At 72.8% G+C, this 14,841-nt stretch carries 12 protein-coding genes; 3 read left to right on the forward strand and 9 right to left on the reverse strand.

The features are described from left to right. Nucleotides 1-214: 214 nt before the first annotated feature. Nucleotides 215-607 carry a helix-turn-helix domain-containing protein gene (locus tag ABZ079_RS25100; RefSeq protein ID WP_356941693.1) on the forward strand — a complete coding sequence of 131 codons (393 nt, stop codon included), beginning with the start codon at nt 215-217 and terminating at the stop codon, nt 605-607. A 120-nt stretch (nt 608-727) separates the two neighbouring features. On the opposite strand, the gene mutM is transcribed toward ABZ079_RS25100, so the two are convergent. The 8 genes from mutM to recG form a co-directional block, all read right to left on the reverse strand. Continuing rightward, on the reverse strand, nt 728-1,609 hold the full coding sequence (gene mutM / locus ABZ079_RS25105) for a bifunctional DNA-formamidopyrimidine glycosylase/DNA-(apurinic or apyrimidinic site) lyase (RefSeq protein ID WP_356941694.1): 882 nt from the start codon (nt 1,607-1,609) through the stop codon (nt 728-730). Nucleotides 1,610-1,691: 82 nt separating this feature from the next. Continuing rightward, nucleotides 1,692-2,552 (reverse strand): ribonuclease III, encoded by an 861-nt coding sequence (gene rnc / locus ABZ079_RS25110; protein ID WP_356941695.1) that lies wholly within the window; start codon nt 2,550-2,552, stop codon nt 1,692-1,694. A gap of 8 nt (nt 2,553-2,560) precedes the next feature. Further along, nucleotides 2,561-2,734: a 50S ribosomal protein L32 gene (gene rpmF / locus ABZ079_RS25115; protein ID WP_003951102.1), complete on the reverse strand. Its 174-nt coding sequence runs from the start codon at nt 2,732-2,734 to the stop codon at nt 2,561-2,563. 2 nt (nt 2,735-2,736) lie between these two features. Further along, a complete protein-coding gene (locus ABZ079_RS25120; protein ID WP_356941696.1) occupies nt 2,737-3,381 on the reverse strand; it encodes a DUF177 domain-containing protein in 645 nt (214 codons plus the stop codon). Between the two features lie 141 nt (nt 3,382-3,522). Beyond that, nucleotides 3,523-4,605: a cell division initiation protein gene (locus ABZ079_RS25125; protein ID WP_356941697.1), complete on the reverse strand. Its 1,083-nt coding sequence runs from the start codon at nt 4,603-4,605 to the stop codon at nt 3,523-3,525. A 57-nt stretch (nt 4,606-4,662) separates the two neighbouring features. Beyond that, nucleotides 4,663-5,142, reverse strand: coding sequence for a pantetheine-phosphate adenylyltransferase (coaD, locus tag ABZ079_RS25130; RefSeq protein ID WP_356941698.1), 480 nt, complete (start codon nt 5,140-5,142; stop codon nt 4,663-4,665). Nucleotides 5,143-5,168: 26 nt separating this feature from the next. Then, nucleotides 5,169-5,795 carry a 16S rRNA (guanine(966)-N(2))-methyltransferase RsmD gene (gene rsmD / locus ABZ079_RS25135; RefSeq protein WP_356941735.1) on the reverse strand — a complete coding sequence of 209 codons (627 nt, stop codon included), beginning with the start codon at nt 5,793-5,795 and terminating at the stop codon, nt 5,169-5,171. A gap of 100 nt (nt 5,796-5,895) precedes the next feature. Further along, the gene (gene recG / locus ABZ079_RS25140) at nt 5,896-8,115 is read right to left on the reverse strand and encodes an ATP-dependent DNA helicase RecG (protein ID WP_356941699.1); all 2,220 of its coding nucleotides are present in this window, start codon (nt 8,113-8,115) and stop codon (nt 5,896-5,898) included. Between the two features lie 200 nt (nt 8,116-8,315). On the opposite strand from recG, the gene ABZ079_RS25145 reads away from it, so the two are divergent. Beyond that, entirely contained in the window at nt 8,316-10,151 is a 1,836-nt protein-coding gene (locus tag ABZ079_RS25145) for an HSP90 family protein (RefSeq protein WP_356941700.1), read from the forward strand. After that, a complete protein-coding gene (locus ABZ079_RS25150) occupies nt 10,151-13,117 on the forward strand; it encodes a tetratricopeptide repeat protein (RefSeq protein ID WP_356941701.1) in 2,967 nt (988 codons plus the stop codon). Before ABZ079_RS25145 ends, ABZ079_RS25150 begins: the two co-directional genes overlap by 1 nt. A 13-nt stretch (nt 13,118-13,130) precedes the next feature. Here ABZ079_RS25150 and ABZ079_RS25155 read toward each other — a convergent pair whose 3' ends face one another. Then, nucleotides 13,131-14,840 (reverse strand): DAK2 domain-containing protein, encoded by a 1,710-nt coding sequence (locus ABZ079_RS25155; protein ID WP_356941702.1) that lies wholly within the window; start codon nt 14,838-14,840, stop codon nt 13,131-13,133. Nucleotide 14,841 lies beyond the last annotated feature (1 nt).

Raw genomic sequence — 14,841 nt, forward strand, 5'->3', positions numbered from 1 at the left:
TCACCTAACGGTGTTTTCAAGTCAAGCTGGTGATGTGCACGGGCTCCAGCCGCGACACAAGCGTGATCACGGCGTGTCACTCCAGCGACCTGGGCCTGGAGGTTCGCGGCCCGGCAGGGCTCAGCAACGGATCAGAGGCGACTGCCAGAAGAAACACTAACCCTGGGTTAGTGCAACCTGGCGGGTAGCGCTGCGCCCGCGTACCCTTGCCGGTATGACCGCCACCGCCCAGGACCACGACGACCTCGCCTACAACGTCTTCGCCAAGGCCTGCCCCTCGCGCGGCACACTGGAGCACGTCACGGGCCGCTGGGGCGGACTGACGCTCGGCGCGCTGTACGAGGGTTCGCTGCGCTTCAACGAGCTGCGCCGCCGCGTCGACGGGGTGAGCGAGAAGATGCTGTCCCAGACCCTGCACGCACTGGAGCGCGACGGACTGGTGCACCGCGAGGCGCAGCCGACGAATCCACCCCGCGTGGACTATGAACTGACCCCGCTCGGCCGACAGGTCACCGAACGCCTGCTGGCCCTCATCCACTGCGTCGAGGGTGCGATGGACGACGTCCTCGCGGCCCGCGAGGCGTACGACGGCCGCCAGCCGGCGTAGGCGCGGGGCGTCACTCGCGAGGAGCACGCGGAGGATCTGCTCGGTGCTCGTTGTCCGCGGTGGCCGCCCCCTCGTCGGAGAGAACCCCGGATGCCCGGCAGGGCCGTGCGGAGACTGCCCTCAGCCCCGGCCGGCCGGTCCCGCCGTACGGGTCCGTGGCGGGCGCTGGCACTTCGGGCAGAAGTAACTGGACCGGTTCATCCAGGGCCGGCGGCGCATGAGGGTGCCGCACCGCTTGCAGGGCAGGCCCTCTCGGCCGTAGGCGTCCAGGGAGCGGTCGAAGTAGCCCGACTCGCCGTTGACGTTGACGTACAGGCTGTCGAAGCTGGTGCCCCCGACGGCGAGGGCCGCGTGCATCACGTCCCGTACATGGCCGAGGAGTTCCGCCGTGACCGGTCGGGTGAGGCTCGCCGTCGGGCGCTCGTAGTGGATGCGGGCGCGCCAAAGCGCCTCGTCCGCATAGATGTTGCCGACCCCGCTGATCAACGACTGGTCGAGCAGGGCCCGTTTGACGGTGGTCCGCTTGCGGCGCAGGGCCACGTGGAACGCCTCGTCGTCGAACAGCTCGTCGAGAGGGTCGCGGGCGATGTGCGCGATGACGTCGGGCAGGCCCTCGGGGGTGTTGTCGTGCAGCGACAGACCGCCGAAGGTGCGCTGGTCCACGAAGCGCAGCTCGGTGCCGAGGGAGTCGGCGAACCGGACCCGGATCCGCAGATGCCTCTCGTCCGGCACCTCGTGCGGCTGGACCAGCAGCTGGCCGCTCATCCCGAGGTGGGCGAGGACGGACTGGTTGGTCTCCTCCAGCGGCAGCCACAGGTACTTGCCGCGCCGGCTGGGCGTGCCGATGTGGTGGCCCTTGAGCCGGTGGGCGAAGTCGTCGGCGCCCGCGATGTGCCGGCGTACGGCGCGCGGGTGCAGCACCTCGACCTCGGCGACGGTGCGGTGGGCGACCCACCGCTCCAGGCCGCGCCGGACGACCTCGACCTCGGGCAACTCGGGCATCGGGACCCCCGTACGGACGGTGGATGACCGAGCGCCCGCCCCGGCGTCGTGCGGCGGGGCGGGCGCTCGGTACTGCTGTTCGTCAGGCGGTGGCGGACGACGGGTCGCCGTCCCTGGCGGCGGCCTCCTTGGCCGCGCTGTCCACAGCGGCGGCCTCCTTGGCCGCCTTGGCGCGCTCGTCCGCCGCGGCCCTGATGGACCGCCAGGCGGACTCGGCGGCCTGCTGCTCCGCCTCCTTCTTGCTGCGGCCGGTGCCGGTGCCGTACGAGACGCCTCCGACGCGGGCGGCAGCAGTGAAGGTCTTCTCGTGGTCGGGGCCGGTCTCCGTGACCAGGTACTCGGGCACGCCGAGCCCCTCGATCGCGGTCAGCTCCTGCAGACTGGTCTTCCAGTCCAGGCCGGCTCCGAGGTTGGAGGACTTCTCGATCAGCGGGTCGAAGAGCCGGTGCACCAGCTCGGACGCCGCGTCGAGGCCCTGGTCGAGATAGACCGCACCGATCACCGCTTCGAGGGTGTCGGCGAGGATGGACGCCTTGTCCCGGCCGCCCGTGCCCTCTTCACCACGGCCGAGCCGGATGAAGGCGCCCAGGTCGAGGCCGCGTCCCACTTCCGCCAGCGCACGCGAGTTGACCACCGCGGCCCGCAACTTGGCCAGCTGGCCTTCGGGCAGGTCGGGGTGGGTGCGGTACAGCGTGTCCGTGACGACGAGGCCGAGCACGGAGTCCCCGAGGAACTCCAGCCGCTCGTTCGTCGGCAGGCCGCCGTTCTCGTACGCGTAGGAACGGTGGGTCAGCGCGCGCACCAGAAGGGCGGACTCGACCTGGTAGCCGAGCCGCCCTTCCAGAAGCGTGTGGGACGAGGCCTGGTTGTCCAATTTCTTCTTGGCGGACACGTCCGCCTTGGCGTCATCCGCCTTCTTGGGACTGGACACAGTGCCTCTCACCAGCCCGCTCAGACTTCGAGGACCTGGCGCTTGTTGTAGGTGCCGCAAGACGGGCACGCGATGTGCTGCTGCTTGGGCTCGTGGCAGCGCTCGCACGCAACCAGGGTGGGGACCGCAGCCTTCCACTGCGACCGGCGGTGGCGCGTGTTGCTGCGCGACATCTTCCGCTTCGGAACAGCCACGGCTACTTCTCCTGCTTCTCGTCGACGCCCGCTTCGGCGCCGCTCATCTCGTCCTTCTCGCCGTCTTCGAGTGAACCGGCGAGTCCCTGCAAAGCCGCCCAACGGATGTCGACGGCGTCGTGGTGGTGGTCCGGGTCGTCCGCGAGCCGCGCCCCACACTCGGAGCACAGGCCCGGGCAGTCTTCCTGGCACACCGGCTGCATCGGCAGTGCGAGCACCACCGCATCGCGCAGCAGAGGTTCGAGGTCGAACAGTCCGTCCTCGAGGTAGAACCTGTCCTCGTCGTCCTCGGCGTCGTCGCCCGGTTCCGCGATCACACGGCCCCGGTCGTCGGCGTCAGGGTACGAGAACAGTTCCTGGAAGTCCGCTTCGAGCTCCAGCTCGACCGGCTCCAGACACCTTACGCACTCCCCCTCGGCCAGTGCACGGGCGGTGCCTGTGACGAGCACCCCTTCCATGACCGACTCGAGCCGGAGGTCGAGCTCCACCGGGGCGCCTTCCGGCACTCCGATGACTCCCTGGATACCGAGGTCCCGGGGGGCGTCGATCGTGCGGGTCAGGCGCTGCAGCGCGCCCGGACGCCGACCCAGCTCGTGTGTGTCGAACACGAGGGGGTTGCGGTGGTCGAGGCGGGCGTTGGAGGCCATTCCTGCTTTCGATCTTCGAACTCGAAGGGACGCTACCCGTTGGTGTGGGGGCAGCGGTGATCGCGGGCATACGCGCGACCGAAGAGCCAGGATACTGGACCTTTGGCTCAGGGCCCAATCCGGTGGGGCTCCGGTACGCGGCTACAGACCCCGGCCCTGCTCGTACGCCTTCAGCTGCTCCGCGCTGATCATGCCGGTGTCGAAGAGACTGGTCTCGTCGAGGGCGTACCCCTGCTGCGACTGCTGCTGGGACTGGTGGGGTGGCTGGGGCTGCTGGGGCTCGTAGGCGGCCTGCTGGGCGTCGTAGCCTCCCGCCGGGGCGTAGCCGGAGGTGGCGGAGTAGGGGTCGGCCTGCTGGTAGCCGTACGGGTCCTGCCGCCGGCCGTAGTCGGACTGGTGCGGGAAGCTCGCGTACGGGTCCGGCTGCTGCTGGTAGTCGAAGGCCGGCTGCGGCTCGTACGACGGCTCCGGCCGCCGCGGTGGGGCCGGGCGCTCGGCCGGGGTGTCGGTGAGGGCCGCGAGGTCGGCGAGGTAGTCGGCGTCGCTGGAGTGCTGGTAGGTCGTGGTGTCGTCGGCGAGGGCGCCGAGGTCGTCGGTGGCGATCCGGCCGTGCAGTTTCTGCCGGCCCCGGCCGACGGCCTCCAGGGTCTTGGCGAGGACCGCCTCGAAGGCGCCGAGCTTGGCGTCGACGTACGCGTCGGCGTTGTGGCGCAGGGTCGCCGGGTCCTGGCTGCGCTCGGGGGCGTCCTCGTCCTCGTAGCCGTTCTCGTCCAGGCCGGGGCCGGTGCCGAGGAGCTTCTCGCGGCCGCGGCCGACCGAGCCGAGGGTCTTGGTGAGGACGACCTCGAAGTTGGCGAGCTTGGAGTCGACGTAGTCGTCGGCCTCGGCGCGGATCTCCTCGGCCTCCTGGCGGGCCTCGGCGAGGATCCGGTCGGCCTCGGCCTGGGAGCGGCGGGCGATCTCGGTGTCGGAGATCAGCGAGCCACGCTGGGCGTGCGCGTTCTCGATGATCCGCTCGGCCTCCATGCGGGCCTGCTCGACCATCTGCTCACGGTCGCCGATCAGCTCCTGCGCCTGCGCGAGGGAGCCGGGCAGGGCCTGGCGCACCTCTTCCAGCATTGCGAGCAGCTCGGCGCGGTTGATCACGCACGACGCCGACATGGGCATCGCCCGGGCGCCGGCGACCGCGGAGACGATCTCGTCGAGCTTCTTCTGCACGTCCACCTGTGCTCGCCACTCTCTACAGCCGGTATGGAGACGGACGGGACGACTGTAGCCCCATCAGTCCTTGCGCAGGCGCGCGTTCAGGGCCTCAAGAACCGGGGCGGGCACCAGGTGGGAGACGTCGCCGCCCCAGGCCGCCACCTCCTTGACCAGGGAGGAGGAGAGGAAGCTGTAGGTGGGGTTGGTGGGCACGAACAGCGTTTCGACGCCGGTGAGGCCGATGTTCATCTGGGCCATCTGGAGTTCGTAGTCGAAGTCGCTGACGGCGCGCAGGCCCCTGACGATGGCGGGGATGTCGCGCTGCTTGCAGAAGTCGACGAGGAGGCCGTGGAAGGCCTCCACGCGGACGTTGGCGTACTCGGCGGTGACCTCGCGGATCAGCTCGATCCGCTCCTCGGTCTCGAACAGGCCCTTCTTGGACTTGTTGATCATCACCGCGACATAGACCTCGTCGTACAGACGGGAGGCTCGGGCGATGATGTCGAGGTGTCCGTTGGTGATCGGGTCGAACGACCCGGGACAGACGGCGCGGCGCACTTGCAATCCCTCGCTCTCCGGTCCGGTCATCGTGCGTCTTCGCACGTAGAGGCGGCGCGACCGTACCAAAACGTTCCCTCGCCGTAGCGACGGGACCGGATCGCCTCGAAGCCGTCCGGCCAGTGGAATTCGCCGCCTCTGGTGCTGCGCTCCACGGTGACGAGGGCTTCTCCGGCGAGCCACCCCTCCGTGCGGAGTGTGAGCAGAATCTCCCGAAGATCGTCGTCTCCGACGGCGTACGGCGGGTCCAGGAAGACCAGGTCGTACGGCTCGGCGGGGGGTGCGGTTCTGATGACTTGTTCCGCTTTGCCTGTTCTCACCTCGGCGCCGGGCAGGCCCAGGTTCTTCACGTTCTCCCGGACGGTCTTCGCCGCGCGGGCGTCCGCCTCGACCAGGAGCGTGTGGCTCGCGCCACGGGACAGGGCCTCCAGGCCTACGGCGCCCGAGCCGGCGTAGAGGTCCAGGACACGTTCTCCGTCCAGGGGGCCGCCGAGGAGGGACTGCCAGGTGGAGAAGAGGGCCTCGCGTGCGCGGTCCGAGGTGGGCCGGGTTCCCGTGCCGGGCGGTACTGACAGGCGCCGGCCGCCTGCGGTGCCGGCGATCACGCGGGTCATTTCAGGGTCCTTCTTCGAGGGGCGGCTTCGTCTGGTCAGTTTGGCAGCCTCCGGAGGGGGGTGCTTGATCGCCGTCGGCGGATGCGGCACCGCTGTGGCGCGTCGCGCGGTTCCCGCGCCCCTTTCGGGGCGCCTCACCTCACCCCTTCTCCAGGTACTGCTCCCTCTCCTCGTCCACAAGGGCGTCCAGGGCCGTACGCAGGCCGGGAAGGTGCTCCAGGTCAGGGTCGGCGGCCACCACCGCCGCCGCCTCCTGCCTGGCCTCCGCGATGACCTCCTCGTCCTCGATGACCGCGAGGACCCGGAGGCTGGAACGGGCGCCGGACTGGGCCTGGCCGAGGACGTCTCCCTCACGGCGTTGTTCGAGGTCGATGCGGGAGAGTTCGAAGCCGTCCAGGGTGGAGGCGACCGCGTTCAGGCGCTGGCGGGCCGCGCTGGCCTCGGGCATCTCGGTGACCAGCAGGCACAGGCCGGGGGCCGAACCACGGCCGACCCGGCCGCGCAGCTGGTGCAGCTGGGAGACGCCGAAGCGGTCGGCGTCCATGATCACCATGGCCGTGGCGTTGGGGACGTTGACGCCCACCTCGATGACGGTGGTGGCGACCAGGACATCGGTCTCGCCCGCAGCGAAGCGGCGCATCACCGCGTCCTTGTCGTCGGGGTGCATACGGCCGTGGAGGACCTCGACCCGCAGGCCCTGGAGCGGGCCCTTGCCCAGCTGGTCGGCCACGTCGAGGACCGCGAGCGGGGGCCGCTTCTCGGCCTCGTCCTCGGGGGACTTCTTCTTGCCGGTCTTCTTCGGGTCGTCCTCCTCGTCGCCGATGCGGGGGCAGACGACGTAGGCCTGGTGGCCGCCCGTCACCTCCTCGCGGACCCGTTCCCAGGCGCGGGCGAGGAAGTGGGGTTTGTCGGCGGCCGGGACGACATGGCTGGCGATCGGGGAGCGGCCGGCCGGAAGCTGGTCGAGGACCGAGGTCTCCAGATCGCCGAAGACCGTCATGGCCACCGTGCGCGGGATGGGGGTGGCCGTCATGACGAGCAGGTGCGGGGGCTGCTTGCCCTTGCCGCGCAGGGCGTCGCGCTGTTCGACGCCGAAGCGGTGCTGTTCGTCGACAACCACCAGGCCCAGGTCGTGGAACTGGACCTTGTCCTCGATCAGGGCGTGCGTGCCGATGACGATGCCGGCCTCGCCGGTGACCAGGTCCAGAAGGGCCTGGCGGCGGGCGGCGGCGCCCATCGAGCCGGTGAGCAGGACCACCTTGGTGGCGTGCTCGGCGCCGCCCAGCATGCCGCCCTCGGCCAGTTCGCCCATCATCTCGGTGATCGAGCGGTGGTGCTGCTGGGCGAGGACCTCCGTGGGCGCGAGCATCGCGGCCTGGCCGCCCGCGTCGACCACGGCGAGCATCGCACGCAGGGCCACGAGCGTCTTGCCGGAGCCGACCTCGCCCTGGAGCAGTCGGTGCATCGGATGGTCGGTGGCGAGGTCGGCGAAGATCTCCTCGGAGACCTTCTGCTGGCCCTCGGTGAGGGTGAAGGGCAGGCGGTCGTCGAAGGCCGTGAGGACGCCGTCCGGCTTGGGCGCGCGGGGTACGGCCGGGAGTTGGGTGTCGGCGTGACGGCGGCGGGCCAGGGCGACCTGGAGGACGAAGGCCTCGTCCCACTTGAGGCGGGCGCGGGCGTCGGCGATGTCCGCCTTGGTGTGCGGGCGGTGGATCTTGAGGAGGGCCTCGGGGAGCGGGAGCAGGCCGCGGCCCTCGCGCAGGGAGTCGGGGAGCGGGTCCCGTGCTTCCTGGGCGCCGGGCAGCACCGTCTGGACCGCCTTGCCGATCTTCCAGGACTCCAGTTTGGCGGTGGCGGGGTAGATCGGGATGAGGGCGCCGGCCCAGGTCTCGACCGTCTCCTCGCTGTCGCCGCGCAGCAACTCGTAGGCCGGATGGGCGAGTTGGAGGCGGCGGTTGAAGACGGAGACCTTGCCGGCGAACATCGCGCGGGTGCCCGGCAGCAGCTCCTTGTGGGGCTTGTGCACGCCGGCGCCGAAGAAGACCAGCTGGAGCCGGCCGCTGCCGTCGGTGATCGTGACCTCGAGACGCTGGCCCTTGCCTCGGGGGGCCTTGGCCGAGGCGAAGCTGTGCAGGCGGGCGTCGGCGACCTGGGCGACCACCGTGACGTGCTCGTCCATCGGGAGGTCGGCGAGATGCGTGAGCTGGCCGCGCTCCTCGTATCTGCGCGGGTAGTGGTGCAGGAGGTCGCCGACGGTGTGCAGGCCGAGGTGCTCGGCCATCACCTTCGCGGTGGCGGGGCCGAGCACTGACTTCAGGGGTTGCTTCAGTGGTTCTTCCAGTGCGGGCACGAGATCCATTGCACACCACCGCACTGACAATGCCGTAGACGCCGCCCTGCGGTTTCGTCCCGCGATGTCGGAGAGGTCCGGGAAACCCCTGGTCAGGTGGGCTGTTCCGGCTCTAGGATGGCGCGCTCCGGCCATCCTTCGCGGTCACCGCCCCCTCCGGGACCGCCCGACCCCGCGCCGCACGCACTCCCCCTGCCGGCGCAGTGACGATGGACTCCCAGACCTCACAGTCAGCCCAGGCATCCCAGTCACCTCAGCCACCTCATACGTTTCAGGTCGACCTGCGCGGTCTGGTGGACCTGCTCTCCCATCACCTCTACTCCAGCCCCAGGGTCTATCTGCGCGAACTGCTGCAGAACGCCGTGGACGCCATCACCGCGCGGCGGGCCGCGGAGCCGGACGCCCCGGCACTGGTACGGCTGCACGCGACGGACGGCGGCCTGCGCGTGGAGGACAGCGGCGTCGGGCTCACCGAGTCGGACGTGCACGACCTGCTGGCGACCATCGGCCGCAGCTCCAAGCGGTCCGAGGGGCTCCAGGAGGCCCGAGCGGGCTTCCTCGGCCAGTTCGGCATCGGGCTGCTCGCCTGCTTCGTGGTCGCCGAGCGGATCCGGGTGGTCAGCCGCAGCGCCCGTACGCCCGAGGCGCCGCCGGTGGAGTGGACGGCCCGGGACGACGGGTCGTACACCGTGCGCACGCTGCCCGGCACCGAGCGGCCCGAGCCGGGCACGACGGTGTACCTGACCGCGCGGGCCGGGGCGGCCGAGTGGCTGTCGGCCGAGCGGGTCCTCACCCTCGCCCGGGACTTCGGGTCGCTGCTGCCGTACGACGTCCGGGTGGGCGAGGAGCGGATCACCGATCTGCCGGCGCCCTGGGACCGCCCGTACCAGAGTCCCGCCACGAGACGGGTGGCACTGGCCCGGCACTGTCACGAGCTGTTCGCGTTCACCCCGCTGGACTCGATCGACCTGGATGTGCCGGTGGCCGGGATCCGCGGGGTGGCGTACGTCCTGCCGTCGGCGGTCAGCCCGGCCCAGCGGGCGACTCATCGCGTGCACCTGAAGGGCATGCTGCTGACCGAGCGCGCCGAACAGCTGCTGCCGGACTGGGCGTTCTTCGTGCGCTGCGTGCTGGACACCGACAGCCTGCGGCCGACCGCCTCGCGCGAGTCGCTGTACGAGGACGAGACGCTGGCCGCCGTACGGGACGCGCTCGGCGAGCGGATCCGGTCCTGGCTGACCGGGCTCGCCGCCGGTGATCCGGAGCGGCTCGCGGCCTTCCTCGCGGTGCACCACCTCGGGGTGAAGTCCCTCGCCCGGCACGACGGCGACATGCTGCGCACGATGCTGCCGTGGCTGCCGTTCGAGACGACCGACGGCCGGCTGTCCCTGGAGGAGTTCGCGCAGCGGCATCCGGTGGTGCACTTCACCCGGACCGTCGAGGAGTACCGGCAGGTCGCGCCGATCGCCTCCGCGCAGGGGGTCGGGGTGGTCAACGGCGGCTACACCTACGACAGCGAGCTGATCGAGGCACTGCCGCAGGTGCGGCCGGGGACGGTCGTCGCCGAGCTGGACGCGGACACGGTGACCGCGCACCTGGACGCGGTGGACCCGGCCGAGGAGCTGGCGCTGTCAGGCTTCCTGGCGGCCGCGCGGGCGAAGCTCGACCCGTTGGGCTGTGACGTCGTGCTGCGCGCCTTCCACCCGCTGTCCGTGCCCGCGCTGCACCTGGACGACCGGTCCGCGCGGCACGAGCAGGCGCGGGCCGAGGCCGAGGAGCGGGCCGACGACCTGTGGGCGGGCATCCTGGGCTCGCTGCGCGGCAGCGCCCCGCGCGCGCGTCTGGTGCTCAACCATCTCAACCCGCTGATCCGGCGGATCGGTTCACTGGGGGACCCGGAGCTCATCGGCACCGCCACCGAGTCGCTGTACGGGCAGGCGCTGCTCATGGCACAGCGCCCGCTCAGGCCGGCCGACTCGGCGCTGCTCAACCGGGCGTTCATCGGCCTCCTGGAGTGGGCCACGCATGGGGAGAACGGTCGCTGATGGGTGAGATCACGGACTTCGACGCGCTGCGCCGGGCGATGGCGGAGAACTCCGGGCAGCCGGAGGGACCGGCCCGCAACGCGCGCGCGGAACAGCTCCTCGCCGAGGCGGAGAAGCTGAACATCGCGCTCGCCGTGATCGAGGCGCTCGGGCACCAGCTGAAGGTCTACAACTACAGCTCCGAGAAGGACAAGATGTTCGTCCCGTTCGCGCGGCTGCTGCGCATGTGGGACGAACGGCCCGAGGACTTCGACGAGTACGAGACGCACTCGCTGCACTGGGTCTTCAAGTGGATGTCGGCGGGCATGCTGGACCAGCCGCACATCCCGCTCGCCTCGGTCGAGAAGTGGCTCGGCGAGATGGAGCACCGCTACCGGCTCGCCGGGCACTCCGAACGGGCTGTGCGCAGCGCCGAGTTCAGTGTGGCCGCGCACATCGGCGATCTGGCGCGGGCCGAGCGGGCGTACGCCGCGTGGCTGGCCGCCGACCGGGACGGGATGGCCGACTGCCACGCCTGCGAGCTGCACGGGCAGGGCACCTGGCAGGTCAGGTGCGGCCGGGACGCGGACGCCCTCGAGTTGTGGGAGCCGGTGCTGACGGGCGAGTACAGCTGCGCGCACGAGCCGCACACCGTCCTCGCCTCCTCCCTGAAGCCGCTGCTGCGCCTCGGCCGGGTGGAGGAGGCCCGCGCGAACCATCTGCGGGGCTTCCGGCTCGTGCGCGCCATGGAGAGCATGCGCGGTGCCTACGCGGACCACGTGGAGTTCTGCGCGCTGACCGGCAACGAGGCCCGGGGTCTCGAACTGCTCGCCGAGCGGCCGGCGTACTTCACGGACACCGGGCATCCGCGCAGCCGGCTCGACTTCATGGCCGTAGTGACGCTGCTGATGGACCGGCTGACCGAGCTGGGGCTCGGCGAGCAACGGGTGCCGGGGCCCGCCGGACGGACGTGGGCCGCACGGGAACTCGCCGCGCACGCGCGCGCGGAGGCCACGGAACTGGCCGAGCGGTTCGACCGCCGCAACGGCACCTCGTACGTCGGCGACCAGGTCCGTGGGCGCATGGCACAGCGCCCGCTGCTGGAACGCCTCCCGCTGGGCGTGCGCACGGTGCGCCCCGCGCCGGCGCCGGCGACCGCGCCCCCGGCGCCGGAGGTGCGCGACGAGCCCGGCCTGGCGGCCCTGCTCGCCGAGGCCCGGCGGCTGTCGGACACCCTGCGGCCGCACGCGCTGGAGGCCTGGGCGGCGGTCGCGCGGGCGGCGCAGGGCGCCGACCTGGAGCCGCGCGACCGCGCGGAGATCGCCGACCACGAGGCGATGGCCCGTGGCCCCGAGGGCGTCGAGCTGTTCGAGCGGGCGGCCGCGCTGTACGCGGAGGCCGGCGACCCCGGCGAGGCGCTGGCGGCATGCGCGCGCGGGGCCTACGTCCGCGCGCTGCGCGGCGAGGTGGACGCGGCCCAGGCCGTGATCGCGGGCCTGTACGACGAGGTACTCGCGCTGTACGCCGACGAGGCCACCGGAGTACGGCAGACGGCGTCGGTGGTGATGAGCCGGGCCCGGATCCTGATGCGGCGGGTGCACGAGGACGCCGCGGGCCCGGCCGCCCGGGCGGCGCTCGCGGAGGCCGAGCAGGCGGTGCGCGAAGTGCTGGCCCTGGTGGACGGGCGGGCCGGCGACGAGGTACGGCTGGCGGCGCGGGCCGCCGAGGCACGGGCGATGCTCGCCGAGCTGGCCGCGCGCGCCGGGGACGCCGGGCGGGCCGCGGAGCTGTTCCGCCGGGCCGCCGCCGAGTACGTGGCCGCCGGGCTCCCGTGGTTCTCGGTCGAGTACGAGGTGCAGGTCGCCGCCCTCGCCCACCAGGCCGGCGACCTGGCCGGGTCCGAGCGGGCGCTGCGCGCGGCACTGGAGCACGGCGGACCGTACGTGGAGCCGGTCGGGCGGGCGCAGCTGCACCTGCAGCTCGCCGAGGTGATCGGCGGCCGGGGCGAGCCGGTGGAGGCGGCGGAGCATGCTCTGGAGGCCGCGCACTGGGCCGACGAGGCCGGCGAGAGCGGCACGCTGGGCGCCTGGGCGCGGCAGCAGCTGGGCGGCTTCCTGCTGCGCCAGGGCCGGTATGCGGAGGCCGCCGAGGTGCTGGAGTCGGCGCTGGCCGACCTGAGCGCCGAGACGCACGGCGACGGGGCGGTCGTCCAGGCCCACTGGTGGCTCGGGGACTGCCTGGGCGAGCTGGGGGAGCACCGGGCGGCCGCCGAACACCGGCTGCGGGCCGCCGACATCGCCCGGCACTGGCCCGAGCAGCAGGACCACGCCACGCTCGCGCACCTCGCCGCCGAGTCCCTGGGCGACGCCGGGCTGACGGACGAGGCGGACCAGGCCTACGCGCGCGCGGGCGAGCTGTGGCGCACGCTCGGCAACCCGCACTTCCTGGTCCGCTCGCTGCGCGCCCGCGGCTGGCTGGCGCTGCGCGGGGAGTCCGGCGCGGAGGGCGCGCGGAACCTGATGACGGACGCGATACGCGTGTGCGAGCACGCGCTGGAGACCGCGGCGGACCCGGTGGCCCGGGAACAGCTCACGGCCGAACTGGGCCACACCCATCGCCAGTTCGGCGACCTGCTGGCCCGCTCGGCGGCCGAGGAGGCCGAGGGGGCCGAGGGGGCCGAGGGGGCCCAGGAGGCCCAGGAGGCCCAGGACGACGTGATCCGGGCCGCGTTCGAGGCGGCTCTGGCCCAGATGGACCGAGCGGCCGCGTTGTTCGGCACGCTCGGCGCCGACGGGCTGCACGACCGTACCGGCGCCGAACTCGCCGCGGGCTGGCTGGAGACCGACCTCGGGCGGCCCGCCGAGGCGGCGGCACGCGCGCGTGCCGTGCTCGGGGCCTACGAAGGCGCCGGCGACGGGGACGAGACCGTCCGGGCCCGGCGGGCGGAGGCCACGCAGATGCTCCAGGCGGCGCAGGCCGAGGCGTGAGCGGAGCCGCCGCTCACTCCACGCCGATGAGCAGCAGCGCCCCCTGGCGGCCGCCCCGGTACACCACCGTGTCCACCGCGAGGTAGGACTCCCGCACGCGGGACTCCAGATGCCCGGCGACCGTCTTCGGTGCCTCGTCGCCGACGACCAGGGTGACAAGCTCGCCGCCGGCCTGGAGCATGCGGTCCAGGACGGTCGCGGCGGTGGCGATGACGTCCGGGCCGATCACCGCCACGTCGCCGTCGATCAGGCCCAGGACGTCCCCGGCCTGGCAGATGCCGGCCGTCGTCCAGGACTGACGTTCGGCGACGACGACCTCGGCGTAGCGGGTGGCGCCCGCCGCGGAGGTCATCTGGACGACGTCCTCATCGAAGCGGCGCTCCGGCTCGTGCACCGCCAGCGCGGCGATGCCCTGGACCGCAGAGCGGGTCGGGATCAGGGCCACGCGGATGCCCTCGGTACGGGCCTGCTCGGCCGCCGCGGCGGCCGTGTGGCGCAGTTCGGCGTCGTTGGGCAGCAGCACGACCTCGCGCGCGTGGGCACGCCGTACGGCCTGCACCAGCTCGCCGCTGGCGGGCGGCTCCCCGGGGCGGGCGAGGACGGTGGTCGCGCCGGCCTCGGTGTACAGCCCGGCCAGGCCCTCGCCCGGCACGACGGCGACGACGGCCCGCTGGGCGCGCTCGCGCGGCGGCCGCTCCCCGCCGGTGTGGACGTCGCCGAGCCCGAAGTGCGTGATCCGGATCCGGTACGGCCGCCCGGCCTCCACGCCCGCCTCCACAGCGGCGCCCGCGTCGTCCACGTGCACATGGACGTTCCACAGCCCATCACCGCCGACCACGACCAGGGAGTCCCCGAGGGCGTCGAGCCGCGCGCGCAACCGGGCCACGGCCGCGTCGTCGGCCTCCAGGAGGTAGATCACCTCGAAGGCGGGTCCGCCCGCTTCGGCGCCGTCGGCGCACAGGCCGGCGTCGGGGGCGGCCTCGCGCGCGTGCGCGCCGGAAACGGTGCCGGCCGCGGCGTCCGGGGGCCCCGTGGGGGCGGGCCGGCCGGGCACCGCCCCCGGGGTTTCCCCGGTGAACGCCTCCACCAGCGCCCCCAGCACCGCCACCAGTCCCCGTCCGCCCGCGTCGACCACCCCGGCCCGCGCCAGCACGGCCAGCTGGCCGGGAGTCGCCGCCAGGGCCGTCCGCGCGCCCTCGTAGGCCGCCCGCGCCACGGCCCCGCAGTCGCCCTCGGCCTCCTCGGCGGCGTCCGCGGCGGCGGAGGCGACCGTCAGCACGGTGCCCTCGACGGGGTGGGCCACGGCCTGCCGGGCGGAGTCGGCGGCCCGCCGCAGGGCCAGCCGCAGCCCCGAACCGTCGAGGTGAGGCGTCTGACGGCCGGAGTCGTCGGCGAGCACCTGCGCCATGCCCCGCAGCAGCTGCGCGAGGATCGTCCCGGAGTTGCCCCGGGCCCCGATGAGTGCCCCGTGGGCCATGGCGCGCACCGCGTCCGCGAGGGACGGCTCGCCGGAGCCCGTCCCGTATCCGGCGAACACGGCCTCCACGGCCGTCGCCGCCGACTCCACGGTCAGATACAGGTTGGTTCCGGTGTCGCCGTCCGCGACCGGATAGACGTTGATCGCGTCGATCTCCTCGCGGGCCCGCCCCAGTGCCCGGAGCGCCAGACCGCACCAGGTGCGCACCGCGAGAGCATCGGAGAATGTCTGCGGCACCTGGGCCACC

This window comes from Streptomyces sp. NPDC006314 (assembly GCF_040613075.1).
Classification (GTDB): Bacteria; Actinomycetota; Actinomycetes; order Streptomycetales; family Streptomycetaceae; genus Streptomyces.